This is a genomic window from Sphingobacterium anhuiense (assembly GCF_042686355.1).
GTDB classification, from domain to species: domain Bacteria; phylum Bacteroidota; class Bacteroidia; order Sphingobacteriales; family Sphingobacteriaceae; genus Sphingobacterium; species Sphingobacterium anhuiense.
This window is the reverse complement of sequence record NZ_JBHUPE010000002.1, coordinates 89,392-106,872: the sequence shown is the minus strand read 5'-3', so window position 1 is coordinate 106,872 and position 17,481 is coordinate 89,392. Positions and strand designations below refer to the sequence as shown.

Annotated in this window: 18 protein-coding genes; 15 read left to right on the top strand and 3 right to left on the bottom strand. The window is 36.1% G+C overall.

The genetic code is table 11. The features are described 5' to 3' along the window. The first annotated feature begins 28 nt into the window (after window positions 1-28). From mutY to groL, 15 genes are all read left to right on the top strand, one after another. On the top strand, window positions 29-1,078 hold the full coding sequence (gene mutY / locus ACFS6I_RS03700) for an A/G-specific adenine glycosylase (protein ID WP_380918261.1): 1,050 nt from the start codon (window positions 29-31) through the stop codon (window positions 1,076-1,078). Between the two features lie 18 nt (window positions 1,079-1,096). Then, window positions 1,097-1,543 carry a single-stranded DNA-binding protein gene (locus tag ACFS6I_RS03695; protein WP_021192203.1) on the top strand — a complete coding sequence of 149 codons (447 nt, stop codon included), beginning with the start codon at window positions 1,097-1,099 and terminating at the stop codon, window positions 1,541-1,543. 146 nt (window positions 1,544-1,689) lie between these two features. Then, window positions 1,690-2,727: a phenylalanine--tRNA ligase subunit alpha gene (pheS, locus tag ACFS6I_RS03690; protein WP_132771591.1), complete on the top strand. Its 1,038-nt coding sequence runs from the start codon at window positions 1,690-1,692 to the stop codon at window positions 2,725-2,727. Window positions 2,728-2,934: 207 nt separating this feature from the next. After that, a complete protein-coding gene (locus tag ACFS6I_RS03685; RefSeq protein ID WP_031289705.1) occupies window positions 2,935-3,510 on the top strand; it encodes a TetR/AcrR family transcriptional regulator in 576 nt (191 codons plus the stop codon). 34 nt (window positions 3,511-3,544) lie between these two features. Further along, entirely contained in the window at window positions 3,545-4,954 is a 1,410-nt protein-coding gene (rlmD, locus tag ACFS6I_RS03680) for a 23S rRNA (uracil(1939)-C(5))-methyltransferase RlmD (RefSeq protein ID WP_380918258.1), read from the top strand. A 2-nt stretch (window positions 4,955-4,956) separates the two neighbouring features. After that, window positions 4,957-5,352 (top strand): hypothetical protein, encoded by a 396-nt coding sequence (locus ACFS6I_RS03675; RefSeq protein ID WP_021192201.1) that lies wholly within the window; start codon window positions 4,957-4,959, stop codon window positions 5,350-5,352. Between the two features lie 66 nt (window positions 5,353-5,418). Continuing rightward, on the top strand, window positions 5,419-6,180 hold the full coding sequence (locus ACFS6I_RS03670) for a peptidase associated/transthyretin-like domain-containing protein (RefSeq protein ID WP_132771589.1): 762 nt from the start codon (window positions 5,419-5,421) through the stop codon (window positions 6,178-6,180). A 152-nt stretch (window positions 6,181-6,332) separates the two neighbouring features. After that, entirely contained in the window at window positions 6,333-7,013 is a 681-nt protein-coding gene (locus ACFS6I_RS03665) for an OmpA family protein (protein ID WP_231577295.1), read from the top strand. 151 nt (window positions 7,014-7,164) lie between these two features. After that, window positions 7,165-8,601 carry a tRNA (N6-isopentenyl adenosine(37)-C2)-methylthiotransferase MiaB gene (gene miaB, locus ACFS6I_RS03660; RefSeq protein ID WP_346596956.1) on the top strand — a complete coding sequence of 479 codons (1,437 nt, stop codon included), beginning with the start codon at window positions 7,165-7,167 and terminating at the stop codon, window positions 8,599-8,601. Between the two features lie 39 nt (window positions 8,602-8,640). Further along, complete coding sequence (locus ACFS6I_RS03655) at window positions 8,641-9,915, top strand: sigma-54 interaction domain-containing protein (protein WP_021192197.1); 1,275 nt, start codon at window positions 8,641-8,643, stop codon at window positions 9,913-9,915. Between the two features lie 8 nt (window positions 9,916-9,923). Next, a complete protein-coding gene (locus ACFS6I_RS03650; RefSeq protein ID WP_380918255.1) occupies window positions 9,924-10,445 on the top strand; it encodes an LptE family protein in 522 nt (173 codons plus the stop codon). Between the two features lie 11 nt (window positions 10,446-10,456). Then, complete coding sequence (locus ACFS6I_RS03645) at window positions 10,457-11,515, top strand: hypothetical protein (RefSeq protein ID WP_380918253.1); 1,059 nt, start codon at window positions 10,457-10,459, stop codon at window positions 11,513-11,515. Window positions 11,516-11,528: 13 nt separating this feature from the next. Then, the gene (secG, locus tag ACFS6I_RS03640; RefSeq protein ID WP_132771584.1) at window positions 11,529-11,894 is read left to right on the top strand and encodes a preprotein translocase subunit SecG; all 366 of its coding nucleotides are present in this window, start codon (window positions 11,529-11,531) and stop codon (window positions 11,892-11,894) included. Window positions 11,895-12,108: 214 nt separating this feature from the next. After that, entirely contained in the window at window positions 12,109-12,384 is a 276-nt protein-coding gene (locus ACFS6I_RS03635) for a co-chaperone GroES (protein ID WP_021192191.1), read from the top strand. A 78-nt stretch (window positions 12,385-12,462) separates the two neighbouring features. Then, a complete protein-coding gene (gene groL, locus ACFS6I_RS03630; protein ID WP_132771583.1) occupies window positions 12,463-14,097 on the top strand; it encodes a chaperonin GroEL in 1,635 nt (544 codons plus the stop codon). 74 nt (window positions 14,098-14,171) lie between these two features. Here the strand turns inward: groL and ACFS6I_RS03625 are convergent, their stop codons facing one another. The 3 genes from ACFS6I_RS03625 to ACFS6I_RS03615 form a co-directional block, all read right to left on the bottom strand. After that, complete coding sequence (locus ACFS6I_RS03625) at window positions 14,172-14,543, bottom strand: hypothetical protein (protein ID WP_380918250.1); 372 nt, start codon at window positions 14,541-14,543, stop codon at window positions 14,172-14,174. 87 nt (window positions 14,544-14,630) lie between these two features. Then, window positions 14,631-16,328, bottom strand: a complete 1,698-nt coding sequence (gene ggt, locus ACFS6I_RS03620) for a gamma-glutamyltransferase (protein ID WP_380918248.1) — start codon at window positions 16,326-16,328, stop codon at window positions 14,631-14,633. Window positions 16,329-16,332: 4 nt separating this feature from the next. After that, window positions 16,333-17,394 carry a hypothetical protein gene (locus tag ACFS6I_RS03615; RefSeq protein ID WP_380918246.1) on the bottom strand — a complete coding sequence of 354 codons (1,062 nt, stop codon included), beginning with the start codon at window positions 17,392-17,394 and terminating at the stop codon, window positions 16,333-16,335. Window positions 17,395-17,481 lie beyond the last annotated feature (87 nt).

Genomic DNA, 17,481 nt, shown 5'->3' with positions numbered 1-17,481 from the left:
CTGGTATAAAAAAACGCATTTTTGCAGGATGTCATTTGCAAAAAAAATAATAGAATGGTATCATGATCATCAGCGTGATCTGCCTTGGCGAAATACAAGGGATGCTTATAAAATATGGTTGTCTGAAATTATTTTACAGCAAACCCGTGTAGAGCAGGGCATGCCTTATTACTTGCGGTTTGTGGATCGATATGCTGATGTTTTAGCTTTTGCTAACGCTTCTGAAGATGATATTTTGCATTTATGGCAGGGACTTGGGTATTACTCCCGTGGCCGAAATATGCATAAGGCTGCAGGAATTGTGCGTGATATGTATCAAGGTGAATTCCCTAAATCGTACGTAGAATTAATTAAACTGCCGGGAGTTGGAGAGTATACTGCAGCGGCCATTTCTTCTTTTTCGAATGATGAACCGCAAGCCGTGTTAGACGGAAATGTTTTTCGTGTTTTATCTCGTTATTTTGGTGTAGAGACGGCTATTAATACTCCTGCGGGTAAAAAAATCTTTATGCAATTGGCAAAGGATAATCTTGATCGAGACTATCCGGCATTGTATAACCAAGCGATTATGGATTTTGGTGCTCTACACTGTAAGCCAAAGTCTCCATTATGTGGTGAATGTGAATTGCAATTGGACTGTTTTGCCTATACACATGGAATGGTGGCTGATTTACCTGTGAAAATTAAAGCTAAGAAAAGCAGAAATCGTTATTTTCACTACTTTATTATTCAAAAGGACGATGAAATTTTAATGTCTAAGCGTGGCGCATCTGATGTTTGGGAGAATTTGTATGAATTTCCTATGATTGAAACTTCTGAGGCTTTAGAAGGGTTGGAAATAACTGCTCATCCAGAGTTTTTAGCTTTATTTGGGACAGAAGTTACAATAAGTTTGTTGCAACGGAATAAAAAACATGTTTTAAGCCATCAAAATATTTATGCGACTTTCTATAGCGTGTTAAGCTCTAGGGATTTGGAGAAAAAAAAAGTAAATTGGAATTATGTTTTATTAAAAGATTTGGATAAATTAGCTAAACATAAGCTCATATTTTCTTTTTTAGAAACAGCTAAATTATAACCAAATACCTTAAATATTATGTCAGGAGTCAACAAAGTTATTCTAGTAGGCCATTTAGGCAAAGATCCAGAAATTAGATATTTAGACAATAATGTCTCTGTTGCTAGTTTTCCATTAGCAACATCAGAAAATTTTAATCGAGATGGAAAACGTGTAGAGCAAACGGAGTGGCATACAGTTGTTCTTTGGCGTGGATTGGCGGATGTCGCAGCAAAGTATCTGACAAAAGGAAAGTTAGTTTATATTGAAGGACGCTTAAGAACGCGTTCATATGAAGATAAAGAGGGTATAAGACGTTATTCTACTGAAATTGTAGCTGAGAACTTCACCTTATTAGGAAGGAAATCTGATTTTGAACCTCCTACAGCTCCCCCTGCTCAATCTCATGCAGATAAGATTGAGAATAAGGAGGTTGAAGTCGATTTCACAGAGAATGAGAATGATAGTGATCCGTTACCGTTTTAGGTGCTGGAATATATTTCGAAAAAGAGCATCTTTTTTAATGATGCTCTTTTTTTGTGATTATTTTTTTGCTCTTGTTACATAAATTTGAACTTCACTTACGAAAACCCTTTATCTTTTATAATATTTTGGTGTATCTTTGAATAATTATGTTGCAAGATAAAATAACGCAGTATACTGAGGAAATTAAGCAATTTGCTCCAACTTCTTCAGCTGATGTAGAAAATTTCAGATTGAAATTTTTAGTTTCAAAAGGTATTGTTAAAAGTTTGTTTGATGAATTTAAAACTGTTTCTGTAGAAGAGAAGCGTGTTTTGGGTATGGTATTGAACGAGTTTAAACAATTTGCTGAAAAAACATACCAAGAGGCTCACGAAAAATTTGGTGCGAATAAATCACAGGCTCAAAAGAGTGAAGGTGATCTTACTTTACCTGGTCAGGGTTTAAAGTTGGGATCCCGTCATCCACTGTCTTTGGTACGTAAAGAGATTGTTGAGATTTTTAAGAAATTGGGTTTTATCGTTTCTGAGGGACCTGAAATTGAAGATGACTGGCATAACTTTTCGGCCTTAAATTTTCCGCCGGAACATCCTGCTCGTGATATGCAGGATACTTTCTTTATTAAAAAACAAGAAGGGAATGATATTACATTGCGTACGCATACCTCATCGGTACAGGTTCGTTTAATGGAAGCTGGTAAGCCACCTTTCCGAGCTATTATGCCTGGTCGTGTTTATCGTAATGAAGCGATTTCTGCTCGTGCACACTGTTTCTTCCATCAAGTGGAGGGATTGTATGTGGATGAGAATGTTTCTTTTGCGGATTTGAAGCAGACATTGTTTCACTTTGTGCAGGAATTATATGGTGAAGGTACACAGGTGCGTTTCCGCCCTTCCTACTTTCCGTTTACAGAGCCATCTGCTGAGATGGATATTTCATGTACAATTTGTAAAGGTGCAGGTTGCCAATTGTGTAAATACTCCGGTTGGGTAGAGATCTTAGGTTGCGGTATGGTAGATCCAAACGTTTTAGATAACTGTGGTATCGATAGTAAAAAATACTCTGGCTTTGCTTTCGGTATGGGGATTGAGCGTGTCACCAATTTAAAATATGAGATTAAAGATTTACGATTGTTTTCTGAAAATGATGTGAGGTTCTTATCTCAATTTGAAAGCGAAATCATTTAATGATAGAACGAATAGATTATTTAATCACATTATCTATACTTTTAATCAAGAAATTGATTTTGAAAGGTATAGATAATGTGATTTCTTTTTTCATTAATGCAAATAAATATGTGTTTGATAATGAAATTTTATTGATGAATAATCGTATTTTAAACGTTGTGGTTGCTCGACGTTTGGTTCATGTACTTAAATTTTCAAGATAAATCTATGGAAGCAGATAAAATTATTGAATCTATCAAAAGATCTGCTCGAGAGCTATTTCGTAAGTACGGTTATAATAAAACCAGCGTTAATGAATTGGCAAAAAGAGCTAATATAGCAAAAGCGACATTCTATAAATATTTTGATAGTAAAGAGCTGATTCTTCACGCTATTTTAATGGAGTATATTCAAGAGAATGTGAAGGATATTCTGAAAAAGAACGTCGGAGAAGAGGATTTGGCAGTTTTTCTGGGAAATACAATTTTGAAAGTTAGCCGCCTTACTTATACAGTCTGTAATGAATTTGTAGGTTGGGAATTTATTCGTGAATCTGCTAATGCGCAGGAGTATTTAAAGACGCTCTCCGATGATTTAGAATTTTTATTGCTGAGTTCTTTTATTCAAAATGATACCATTGCAGCTTCTATCTCCGAAAAGAAGCTGACTTTCCTTATTAAGACGAGCAAAAACATTGTATTTTCATTTGCATTTACAGCGGTTACAGAAGCAGATGTGCGTAAAAATTTCATTTCTTTTCAAAAGGAAATTCTTCCTTATTTAGTTCACGCAACTATTCATTAAAATTCTGATCAAAAAAGCGTAATTTTGCGCCAATATGAGAAGAAGAAATTCACAAGAAAGATTAGTTTTCAACGATATCGCGATTATTGATATTGCAGAAGAAGGTAAGGGTGTTGGAAAAACAGATGATTTGGTATTGTTTGTTGAAAAGGCAATTCCAGGTGATGTGGTTGATGTTGAATTGATGCGGAAAAAGAAAAGCTTTGGTGAAGGTCGTATTCAGACCTTGAAAAAAGCTTCTGAATATCGTGTTGAACCTTTTTGTGAGCATTTTGGAGTATGCGGTGGTTGCAAATGGCAACATATGACTTATGATGCACAGCTGTTGTTTAAACAGCAGTCTGTAGAAAATGCGCTCACACGTATTGGCAAAGTTGATACTTCTTCAATGGAGCCTATATTGGCATCTGGGCAGACGGAATATTATAGGAATAAATTGGAGTACACTTTTTCTAATAAGAAATGGTTGACGACTTTGGATGATAATGTGGAAGATATGAATATGGATGCTCTAGGTTTCCACGTTCCTGGAAGATTCGATAAGATTCTTAATGTTAGTCATTGCTATTTGCAAGAAGATCCTTCTAATGTTTTGCGTAATAGTGTTCGAGAATTTGCTGTCGCAAATGCGCTATCATTTTATGATTTACGTGATCATAGTGGCGTGTTACGTAATTTAATCATTCGTATTTCTTCAACTGGAGAATTGATGGTGATCGTGGTGTTCGCTTATCCAGAAGAAGGACAAGTTGAGCTATTAATGTCTTTCATTAAGGATACGTTTCCGTCAATAACTTCTCTTCTTTATATTATTAATCAGAAAAAGAATGATACGATTTTTGATCAGGAAATAGAGATTTATAATGGACGCGATTTCATCTATGAGGAAATGGAAGGTCTTAAATTTAAGGTTGGACCAAAGTCATTTTATCAAACGAACTCTGCGCAAGCTTATGAACTGTATAAAATAACCCGAGATTTTGCAGGCTTGTCTGGTGATGAACTTGTATATGATTTGTATACAGGCGCCGGTACAATTGCAAATTTTGTTGCTAAATATGCTAAGGAGGTTATTGGTGTTGAATATGTGCCGTCGGCAATTGAAGATGCGAAAATCAATTCGGAAATAAATGGCGTGAAAAACACGAAATTTTATGCAGGAGATATGAAAGATGTGCTAACGGCAAGCTTTATTGCTAAACATGGCAAACCTGATGTAGTCATTACAGATCCCCCTCGTGCTGGTATGCATACCGATGTTGTTGCACGACTATTAGAAATGGAATCTCCAAAAATTGTTTATGTAAGTTGTAATGCGGCGACTCAGGCACGTGATTTGACTTTATTGGCTGAAAAATATGATGTGATTCGTATTAAACCTGTTGATATGTTTCCGCACACACAGCATGTTGAAAATGTTGTTTTATTAAAATTAAAGGGATAATTATGGAAATAGAAGAGTGGTTTGGGGCATCGAAAAATAATGAAGATGATAGCCAAAAATCAAGTCCCCTAAAGAGTTTAAAGATCGATTTAGATTATTATAGTGATTCGATTAAGGAGATATCTTTAGAAATTATGGCTGAGGGCTTATCTGCGTATCCAATTTTTATAGCGCACCAACATGTTGTTAATGTCGGTGAATTGATTTTAGATCATGTCGAGCTAAAAACAAACTGGAGTATTAACGCTTCTACATTTGAAGAGCTTGTTGAATCAAATATTATTAAAGAGGATAGGAAAGACGCGTTTATCAAAAAGTTTAAGCGTGCACAGGATTTTATGTGTTTGTTAGTTATTGTTCCTGAAGGTGCAAATTTTGTCTTTTATCCTTATAAATAGGAATTCTTAAATATTTAAACTTTTTTAACAATTGATGTGTCAAACTATTATTACTTTTATTTAAATATGTATAGAAAAATAATTTGCCATATCAGTTTGCTTAGCTTCGTGTTCCTGTTTTTTTTAGGCACAAATGTTCAGGCACAACAAATACAGCGTATCTCTGGGATGGTGTTCGAAAAAGGGACTTCATTGCGTCTTCCTGAGGTGAATGTTCGTAATTTGAGGACAAATAAATCTGTTGTGTCCAATTCATTTGGTGTATTTGTAATTGAAGCATCTATTGGAGATAGTTTATCTTTTTCTAAAATCGGTTACGCTGAGGCGAAAACTTTAATTAGTGATCTTAAAGATTTCTATGTTGAATTGCAATCAGGAATTCGATTAGAGACCGTTATTATAGAACGTAAAACTAAGGAAGCGGAATTAAATGAAGCTATGCGTGACTATGGAAAGAAGGGCGTTTATAATGGTGGTAGTAATAAGTTTGGAACCTACTTGGCTAGCCCGGCCACTGCTCTTTATAACCTTTTTGGGCGTGAGGCGAAAAATGCAAAGCGTTTCAGTCGTTTTCTAGACAGTGAAAAAGAACAGTTGCAGGTGGATAAGGTTTTTTCTAAGGACGCTGTCCGAGAAATAACAAAATTGGATGATAAAGATTTAGATTCCTTTATGCGCATTTATAGGCCATCTCCGAATATGGTTGCAAATTGGCAACATTATGATTTTTTGGAGTATGTGCAACGTTCTCTTGCTGATTTTAATAAAAATGGCCGTCCAGAGGGGCTTACTCTTCCAGATATTGAAGTAAAAACACAGGAGAAATAATCCATTCAATTTTCTATCTGTTCACTATTGTCGATATTTTTGTTACTAAAATTGTTCTTTATCGGCTATTATTTATTTTTTGGCATTCGGTTTGTTTCATATAGCTGTGGAATCACACTGGAAATATTATTTAAGATATTATAATTATGAAAATGAATAAGAAGTTAGCTGTTTTTGGTCTTACAGTGGCTACATCAGCAATGTTATTTGGGAGTTGTTCAACAATTCAAAATACAAATAATACCACAAAAGGTGGCGTAATTGGTGGGGTTGCAGGAGGTGCATTAGGAGCTTTAATCGGTAACAAGGCTGGTAGTACCGCTATTGGTACTATTGCTGGTGCTGCTATCGGTGGTGCTGCAGGTGTCTTAATTGGTAAGAAGATGGACAAACAAGCTGCCGAGATCGCTAAAACTGTTGAGGGTGCTGAAGTTACTCAAGCGGGTGAAGGTATCGTAGTTAAATTTGATTCAGGTATATTATTTGATTTTAATAAATCTGATTTGAAAGCTTCTGCGAGAGAAAATATTAAAAACTTAGTTGCGACTTTAAATAAAGAGCAAGGTACTGATATTTTGGTTATCGGTCATACGGATAACGTTGGATCTTTAGATGCCAATCAAAAAGTTTCTGAAAACCGTGCTAATGCGGTTCGTGCATTTGCAGTTTCTCAAGGTTTAGCTTCCTCTCGTATCCGTACGGAAGGACGAAATTTCTCTGAGCCTTTAGAGAGTAATGATACTGAAGCAGGACGTGCAGCAAACCGTCGTGTAGAAATTGTTATCGTTGCTGGTAATCAAATGAAACAAGAAGCTAAGAGCCAAGCTCAATAGGTCTGAAAAATATTTTATATTTAAAAAAGCGCTGATGTATCATCAGCGCTTTTTTGTTGGTTTTTATATTCATTTAGGTGCAATATTAATATGACAAACTGTCATCAATTCAATATTTATTCCTAACTTTGTAGTCTTTGAATTTTGAGCTATGTTAGATTTTGCGCATACAACTAAGGAACACGACGAGACGCGTCAAGGTGAAGCCTTATTGATTGAAAATAATGTTTCCAAAGGTAATGGACGTAAGTTATATATTGAGAGTTATGGTTGTCAAATGAACTTTTCTGATAGTGAAATAGTTGCTTCTATTTTATTGGAGACAGGATTTGAAACAACGAAAAACTATCAAGAGGCAGACGTTGTCTTTATCAATACATGTTCCATTCGTGAGAATGCTGAGCAACGTGTACGTAATCGTTTGAAAGAATTTGAATTTGCTAAGAAAAGCAACCCTGGTATGATCGTGGGTGTGTTGGGATGTATGGCAGAACGATTGAAAGCTAAATTTTTGGAAGAAGAAAAGTTAGTTGATGTTGTTGTTGGTCCTGATGCTTATCGTGATTTGCCAAATTTAATTTCACAGGTGGACGATGGAAATCGTTCTGTTAATGTATTGCTCTCGCGTGAAGAAACATATGCTGATATTAGTCCTGTTCGTTTAAACTCGAACGGTATCACAGCATTTATTTCGATTATGCGCGGATGCGATAATATGTGTTCGTTCTGTGTTGTTCCATTTACCAGAGGTAGAGAACGCAGTCGTGATGCTGCATCTATTGTGAAGGAAGCGCATGATTTGTTCAATTCAGGATATCGTGAGGTTACTTTGTTGGGACAAAATGTTGATTCATATAAATATACTGCCCCTACAATTGAAGGGCAAGAAGCAAGTACTCCTGTTAATTTTGCGAATTTATTAGCATTGGTGGCTGAAGTGAACCCGTTATTACGTGTTCGATTCTCGACATCTCATCCAAAAGATATTACTGATGAGGTGTTGCATACAATGGCAAGCTATGATAACATCTGTAAATATATTCATTTACCTGTACAGTCTGGAAATTCTAGAGTATTAGAATTAATGAACCGTACTTATGATAGAGATTGGTATATCAATCGTATTGATGCAATCAATCGGATTATTCCGGGTTGTGGTATTTCAACAGATATCATTACTGGTTTTTGTACAGAAACGGAAGAAGAGCATCAAGATACAGTGAGCATGATGGATTACGTGAAGTATGATTATGCGTTTATGTTTGCGTATTCGGAACGTCCGGGTACATTAGCTGCTAAACGTTATGCTGATGATATTCCAGAAGAAATTAAGAAAAGTCGTTTAACAGAAATTGTTGCGAAACAAAGAGCACATAGTTTTGAACGTTTACAGCAATTTGTAGGTAAAAACCAACGTGTTTTAATTGAGGGTTTTTCAAAACGCTCGGATAAAGATTTTGCTGGTCGTAATGATCAAAATGCAATGGCTATTTTTCCTGTAGATGAACGTTATCAGGCTGGTGATTACGTTACTGTAATGATCGAGTCTTGTACTTCGGCTACTTTACTGGGTAAAATAGTTGATTAATTAGAATATAATAGAGGTCTTTATTCTTAAATTTAGAGGATGGATAATCAAGATATTAAGAATCGATTTGGGATTATAGGTAACTCACCTTTACTTAATAGGGCTATAGATATTGCCCGTCAAGTGGCTCCTACTGATATTTCAGTTTTGATCCAAGGGGAGAGTGGTAGTGGTAAGGAGGTGTTTTCACATATTATTCATCAATTAAGCGCGCGTAAACACGGTGCTTTTATTGCTGTGAACTGTGGGGCTATTCCTGAAGGAACAATTGATTCGGAATTGTTTGGTCATGAGAAAGGTTCTTTTACTGGGGCACATGAAGCAAGAAAGGGATATTTTGAGGTTGTCGATGGTGGTACTATTTTTTTAGATGAGGTAGGGGAATTACCTTTAGGTACACAGGCTCGTTTGCTACGTGTTTTAGAGTCTGGTGAATACATCCGTGTGGGTTCTTCTAAGGTTCAGAAAACTAATGTTCGCGTAGTTGCTGCGACAAATGTTGATGTTTTTAATGCTGTACAAAATGGTAAGTTTCGAGAAGATCTTTATTACAGATTGAACACTGTCCCCCTTCGTATTCCATCATTACGTGAACGTGCGGAAGACATTTATTTGTTATTTAGAAAGTTTGTTGTCGATTTTTCTGATAAATACCGCTCACCAAGCATACAGCTGACTGACGATGCACAACAACTGTTGAAGACTTACAGCTGGCCAGGAAATGTGCGCCAGTTGAAAAATATTGCGGAACAAATTGCCGTTCTTGAGAAGGAACGAGTTGTAGATGCGCGAATTTTACAAAATTATCTTCCTTCTGAAAGCCGTTCTACTTTACCAGCAGTAGTTGCTAATCAAAGTGGAAAGGATGATTTTTCAGAGCGTGATCTTTTATATAAGGTTCTTTTTGATATGAAGAAAGATATGGTTGATTTGAAAAAATTGGTTGTTGAATTGATTCAAAATGGAGTTAATCCTTCCACGTTTGATGAAAATTCTCCCTATATTAATCGATTGTATCAAGAGGTTGAACCTAGTGCTGATCGGCTTCAAGATCACTTGGCTGCTTCACAGACATTGACTATACATCAACCTAATGTGCTGAAAAGTAACCCGGGTCAAGATGGATATTTAAATTATGATACACAGGATGCCGAAGAAGTTGAAGAATCGTTATCTTTAACAGAGAAAGAATCCGATTTGATTAAAAAAGCGCTTAAGAAGCATCGTGGTAAACGTAAAGCGGCAGCGCAGGAGTTGGGTATCTCCGAAAGAACTTTGTACAGAAAAATTAAAGACTTAAATTTAGATTTATAATCTCGTTTATGAAGAAGCTTAGATCAAGTTTGCTACCGGGTTTTATCATGATAGCGATGTTGTTTTCTACAACAAGCTGTGGTGTAAAATATGGTTTTACCGGTGGATCTATTCCTGATGGGATGAAGACAGTGAGCGTATTGTACTTTGAGAATATTGCATCAATGGTTTATCCAACCTTAAGTCAGAATTTTACAGAAGCCTTAAAAGAGCGTATACGTAATCAATCGCGGTTGAGTCAGGTTAATGATAATGCTGATGCAACTTTTGAGGGTTTTATCACGGATTATACGATTAGTCCCGCTGCTGTTGAGGCAGGAACGGATCGTGCTGCATTAAATCGCCTTTCAATAACGATTAAAGTAAATTATCATAATAAAATCGTTGAGAAGGACAATTTTGAACAATCTTTCACAAGGTTTAAAGATTTTTCTGGTCAATTGCAGTCGGCTCAAGAGGAAACATTAAATAAAGAAATTATTCTAATGTTGACAGAAGATGTTTACAATAAAGCATTTGCTAATTGGTAGTGGTTTGAGATATGGAAAATAGACGAATTTCAGATGATATAAACTTGTTTCATCAAGCGATCAACAATCCGTTATCTCTTTCGGAATCTGATTTGTTGTCCTTGATTGCCAAATTTCCATATGCGCAGTCTCTTCGTTTTGCTTATGAAAGACACCTCTATTTGCTAAATAGGGAAGTTCATAATATTTCTTCGACATTGCTTTATGCTGCTAATCCAAATTGGTTATATGAGTATCTGCATAAAGCTGTTCCTGTTGAATTACCTATTGAAGTTAAATCGGATGATTATGTTGCTTTCGAAGATACAATTGATGATGTACAGGAGGATTCAACTGCAGATCTTGATAATGGAAGAGAGGAACTGAATGCTTTGATTCAATCCGGTGTAGCGCATGATTTTTTTCGATTGGAAAAAACCGATGATATTCTGGAGGAGATTAAAGATGATATTTCTAATGAACCAATGTTATCTGTGGAGTCGACCTTTGTCATAGGCCCTGTGGATGAAGAAGTGCGTGAGGAAGAGCGGGTCAGTGTGTATGACGATGAGCTGATGCCTTATAGTTTTTTATGGTGGTTACATAAAACTCGTTTAGAGCATGCAGATACTTACCAGCCATTTTTGAAGGCCCCAAATTATCATGCCCATTCTGCGGAACAGCATGTGACTCGGTTTAAACAGACGATTGATGCTCAAGTTTTGGATCAACAGATTAAGGAGAATATTTTTCATCTACAGTCTCCTGAGGTTAAGTTAAGCGAGGAATTTAAAAATACGGTACCATTTCAGGTAGAGAAGAAAAATACGGATCATCTAATCGAACGATTTATCAAAGAGGATCCGCAGATAAAACCTCCTCCAGCTGATAAGATTAATCTGGAAAATAAAGCAAGGAAAAGTTCGGAAGATCAGTATTCGTTGGTGACTGAAACTTTGGCCCGAATTTATATCGAACAAGGATTATATCCTAAGGCTATAGAGGTTTACAAAAAATTAGTTTTGAAATATCCAGAAAAAAATGCGTACTTTGCGTCGGAAATTTTAAATTTAGAAAAGAAATTAACTTAATACATATAGAGAAATGCAAGGAATATTAATTGCTCTTATAATTTTGGCAAGTATTTTATTATCATTTTTAGTTTTAATACAAAATCCAAAAGGAGGTGGTTTATCATCAGGATTTGCTGGTGGAACTAATATTATGGGTGTAAAACGTACAGGTGACTTTTTAGAAAAAGGTTCTTGGGGATTAGTGATTGCGATCATGGTTTTTTGTTTAGCATTTAATATTGTAGCTCCAACTACAACAGCTACAGTGGGTGGTGGTTTGGGTAATCAAATTGAAACTCCTGCACAAACTAGTCCATTGAATTTAAATAATACACAACAACCTGCTCCAGCTCAACAAGCTCCGGCACAGAAAACTGTAACAGATTCAACTAAATAGGTTGTTGTATAGAAATTGAAAGCCCCCAAGTAATTGGGGGCTTTTTTTGTATTGTCAGTTTTGTAGCGTGACAGCCTGACAGAATGTGAATGAAATCTGCCAGTGCCTTGTTTTTTCGATGCAAATTTGTCTCAAAAGTCTGCTCTTGGCTCTTTGGCATAATTGCTGATGACATTTAGATATAATTGAAATAGAACTAAAAATAAAATATATTATGGCATTAAACATTAAACCTATCGGTGACAGAGTAGTAGTTGAAGCTGCTCAGGCAGAAGAAAAAACAGCTTCAGGATTATACATCCCTGATACAGCAAAAGAAAAACCATCACAAGGAATCGTTGTAGCAGTTGGAACGGGTAAAGTTGACGAACCTTTGACTGTTAAAGTTGGTGATAAAGTTTTATATGGTAAATATGCTGGAACTGAAATTACTGTTGAAGGTAAAGAGTATTTAATTATGCGTGAGGCTGATATTTACGCGGTTATTTAATTTTTTTATATAGTATCCAAATGTAAATAAATTTGGTCTCTTCTGGGATCAGGTGAAAATTTCAAAAATTTAAAGATAATGGCAAAACAAGTAAAATATAACGTTGAAGCTCGTGAAGCACTTAAAAAAGGTGTTGACACATTGGCAAATGCAGTAAAGGTAACTTTGGGTCCTAAAGGACGTAATGTAATCATTGAAAAAAAATTCGGTTCTCCGGTTATCACTAAAGATGGTGTTACTGTTGCTAAAGAAATCGAATTGAAAGATGCCTTAGAAAATATGGGCGCTCAGATGGTGAAAGAAGTTGCTTCTAAAACTGCTGATCAAGCAGGTGACGGTACAACTACTGCAACTGTTTTGGCTCAGGCTATCGTAGCTCCAGGTATTAAATCTGTAGCAGCAGGTGCTAATCCAATGGATTTGAAACGTGGTATTGATAAAGCTGTAGCAGCAGTTGTTGCGAATTTAAAATCGCAATCTCAAACTGTTGGTCAAGACAATAATAAAATCAAACAAGTAGCATCAATTTCTGCAAATAATGACGAAGTTATCGGAGCTTTAATTGCGCAAGCAATGGAAAAAGTAGGTAATGATGGTGTTATTACTGTAGAAGAAGCAAAAGGTACTGAAACTGAAGTTAAAACAGTAGAAGGTATGCAATTTGACCGTGGTTACTTATCTCCATATTTTGTTACAAACTCTGATAAAATGGAAGCGGAACTTGAAAATCCGTACATTTTAATCTATGACAAAAAAATCAGTAACATGAAAGAGTTGTTGCCGATTTTAGAAAAACAAGTACAAACTGGCAAACCATTAATCATTATTGCAGAAGATTTAGATGGTGAGGCATTAGCTACTTTAGTTGTTAATAAAATCCGTGGTTCACTGAAAGTTGCAGCAGTGAAAGCTCCAGGGTTTGGTGACCGTCGTAAAGCAATGTTAGAGGATATTGCTATCTTAACTGGTGGTACAGTGATTTCTGAAGAAAGAGGTTTCAAATTAGAAAATGCTGAATTATCTTACTTAGGTCAAGCAGAAAAAGTTGTTGTTGATAAAGATAATACAACAATCATTAATGGTGCCGGTAATGCTGAAGATATTAAATCTCGTGTTGCTCAAATCCGTTCTCAAATCGAAACAACTACTTCTGATTATGATCGTGAGAAATTACAAGAGCGTTTAGCTAAATTATCAGGTGGTGTTGCTGTTCTTTATGTAGGTGCTACTACTGAAGTAGAAATGAAAGAGAAGAAAGATCGCGTTGATGATGCTTTACATGCAACTCGTGCAGCTGTTGAAGAAGGTATCGTTGCAGGTGGTGGTGTTGCTTTCATTCGTGCTACTGACGCTTTAAAAGGATTAAAAGGTGCTAATGAAGATGAGACTATCGGTATCGAGATCATCAGACGTGCTATCGAGGAACCTTTACGTCAGATCTGTTTCAATGCTGGTATTGAAGGTGCTGTTATCGTTCAGAAAGTGAAAGAAGGTACAGGGGACTTCGGTTACAATGCTCGTACTGATGTATTCGAAAACCTAATTGGTGCTGGTGTTATCGATCCAACTAAAGTTTCTCGTGTAGCTTTAGAGAATGCAGCTTCTATCGCTTCTATGTTGTTAACAACTGAATGTGTATTAGCTGATGAGCCAGAAGAAAATAATGGTGCTGGTGCTCCTCCAATGGGTGGTGGCATGGGCGGAATGATGTAAGATCATTCTTCTTTACTAAATATAATAAAAAAGCCCTGTTGCAATTTTGCAACAGGGCTTTTTTGTTTATTTAATTAATGACGGCGTCTATACTTTTCGTAATATCCATCGTAATCAGATGGTGAATAGTTTCTTTTTATTCCCCATTCTTGAAGTTCATTGTTGAAAAAGTATAGCCAGTAGATTCTATATCCTGAAGTTGAATCTGCTGCATTTTCTAATTGTGCAGTGCCATATTCATAAATCTCTAATATACCGTCTTGATATTTTTTTGAGGCTACTACGGCATCCGGCTTTCCTAGTTGCTGAACAACCTTCTCTTTGGTCATGCCAACTTGTATTTTTGTAAAGTCAGGACCTTTTAGCATGCTACAGCTCACGATTAAAGTGGCAAAAAATAGCATCATCATTGTTCTGCTGATTGGATACGTATAATTTTTAATCATAAAATCAGTGTTTTTTATATAGAGCTGATATGTTTGTATAAGTTTAATTGTTTTAAAAATAATCTATACTATTTAAAATTTAATATACTAAAAACCTGAAGCGGTATCATCACCCCTCGGATCGGCACCTGTCTGGAGTTTTCCATTGGGTAATATTATGATATTTTCCACTCTGCCTATATTACCTCTGGGTGATATTTTGTACCCTGCATTTTCTAGACTTTTTCTTACTTCGGGAGTTATTGCATTTTTTTCTACATCAATCTGATCGGGTAGCCATTGATGATGAAAACGCGGGGATGAAACGGATTGCTGTGCATTTTGTTGATAGTCAATTACGTTGACTATCGTTTGGAAGACGGAGGTCATAATTGTTGATCCGCCTGGTGTTCCTACTACCATAAATAGCTTTCCATCCTTTTCCACAATAGTTGGTGTCATTGAACTTAACATACGTTTGTTTGGCTCGATGGCATTCGCTTTTCCGCCAACGAGGCCATAGATATTTGGAACTCCTGGTTTAACTGAGAAGTCATCCATTTCATCATTTAATATAAAGCCTGCGCCAGATACAAAGACACGTGATCCATATGAATTATTAAGTGTTGTCGTAATAGAAACGGCATTGCCTTCGGAATCGACGATATTAAAGTGTGTTGTTTCTTCTGATTCATATCCTGGAAATTTAGCTGCCTTTACATCGCTGCTTACGGTTGCTTTGGTTAAGTTTACGGCTTTTAATCTTTCACTGTTGAAAATAGAGTCTGTCAATTCTTTGACAGGTACTCTTATGAAGTCTGGATCACCTAAATACTTTGCTCTATCGGCATAAATACGACGTTCGGCTTCAACCATTACACGTACAGCGGAATCACTTTGGAATCCCCATTTTCCTAATGGATATTGTGCTACTGATTGTAATAGTGCAACTAAGGCTGGTCCACCACTAGATGGAGGTGCCATACATATGATCTTATGTCCACGGTAATATCCTGTAACGGGTTGTCGCCATACTGCTTTATAATTCTCAAGATCATTATAACTGATAATGCCATTGCCTTTATGCATTTCTTTAACAATTAGGTCAGCTGTTATGCCTTTGTAGAAGCCATCACGACCTTGATCAGCAATTCTTCTAATTGTGTTAGCCAGTTCTTGTTGCTGGAATAAATCGCCTTTTTTCCAGCTGGTGGTTTTCAGTATAGGGGCGCCACTTGGGTTATATTTTTGAAAGCTTTCTTTATATTCGTTGAATTCTTCTGCCTGTTGTTTTGTAATCGGAAAGCCTTTTTCAGCTAATGCTATAGCAGGATTTAATAAAGTTTTCCAATCTAATTTGCCATACTTTTTGTGAGCTTCAACCATTCCGTCAACTGATCCTGGGACTCCTGCGGATAAATGGCCATATACACTTAGATCTTCTATTACATTTCCCTGCTTGTCTAGGTACATATTAGCATGTCCTTTTTCTGGTGATTTTTCTCTAAAATCTAAAGCATTGATTTCACCTTTACTACTTCTGTAGACCATAAACCCACCACCACCTATGTTTCCAGCATTAGGGTAAACTACTGCTAATGCAAATTGTACTGCGACAGCGGCATCAATGGCGTTGCCCCCCATTTTTAGGATATCTACACCAACTTTTGAAGCTAAGGGATGCGCGGTAACAACCGCCGCCTTATTGAAGGTCTTGGCTTTTTTATCAAGTTCTAACGAAACTGTGCACGATTGTACTGACAGCGCCGCCGTAATAATAAACAAATAGAATTTGCTTTTTTTCATAATCTTAATTAGGTAGTTGTTCTATTTTTTCAAAATTTCCATCTACATGGTCAATTTTTATTTTGTATCGCTTAATGTTTGAAGGTGCTGATCCCACTCCAATTCCAATCATTCCACCTCCATATCCAAAACCTGATCCTATGCCTGCTGATATCGAGAAGCTCGTACTGTTTTCTTCTGCTAAACCATAGAAATAGTATTCGTCATTTTCCATTACAAGTGGATAATATCCAAAACTTGTGGAGACATAGGTTTCGTCATTATCTACCACGGCATATATCTGTGAATCTTTTAATTTTACTTTTTTCCCTTTTTCATTGGTGTAATAATAATATTTGATTTTGCCTTTTTTATCTTTCTCATCAACTAGCGGATAATCTGGTTTTTGGTTTTTTAGAGTTTCATAGCTCATATAAATGCCGTCGACGAGATGTTCTGCGGCATATAATGGTAATTTCTCTTTTTCCTTGTAATCAATGTTTTGGATATCCTGTAAGGTTAATGATTCGGACGATATGTCTTTTACTATTAAATTTTTACGAATGAATGAATCTATAATGAGGCTTCCTTTTTTTAATAATTTGTTGGAGACATCGATTCCTGAAACTTGAAAGTTACTGTCGATATGATTTAATGGGAAATAATTGTTCCCTTTTTTTTGATATAGATTTGCTCTGAAATCAAAAAAGCCTTTTTCTTTGATTCCACCACCAATTTCAGAAAATGATAATCTTCGAATTTGCAAAAGCAATGTATCTCTCTGCGTATTTCCATTACTGATTGTTTCTAGATATTTCTGCAATTGATCTTCAAGAGCTGGATTAGCAACTACAGTAGCGGATTTTCCTAAGAAACCTTTTTGTATGATTCCGTAATGAGTTGTATCTTTTCTTGAATCCAGGATCTGGATCTTTTGGTATTGGCTACTATTAACGATTTCCTGAGGGTCATATTGAAAGGTAAATTCTTTATTTCTATCTTGTGCTGAAGCGTGTGTTAATCCTGTAAGTAAGATTGCTAAAAGCACATGGTGTTTTAATGTATGGACGTAATGTGTTAAATTCATTTCCAGAGGGAATTAATGATCTGCATTAAAGATAAAGAAATTAAAAGGCTGTATCAAGTTTCTTGATACAGCCCTTCAACAGTTTGC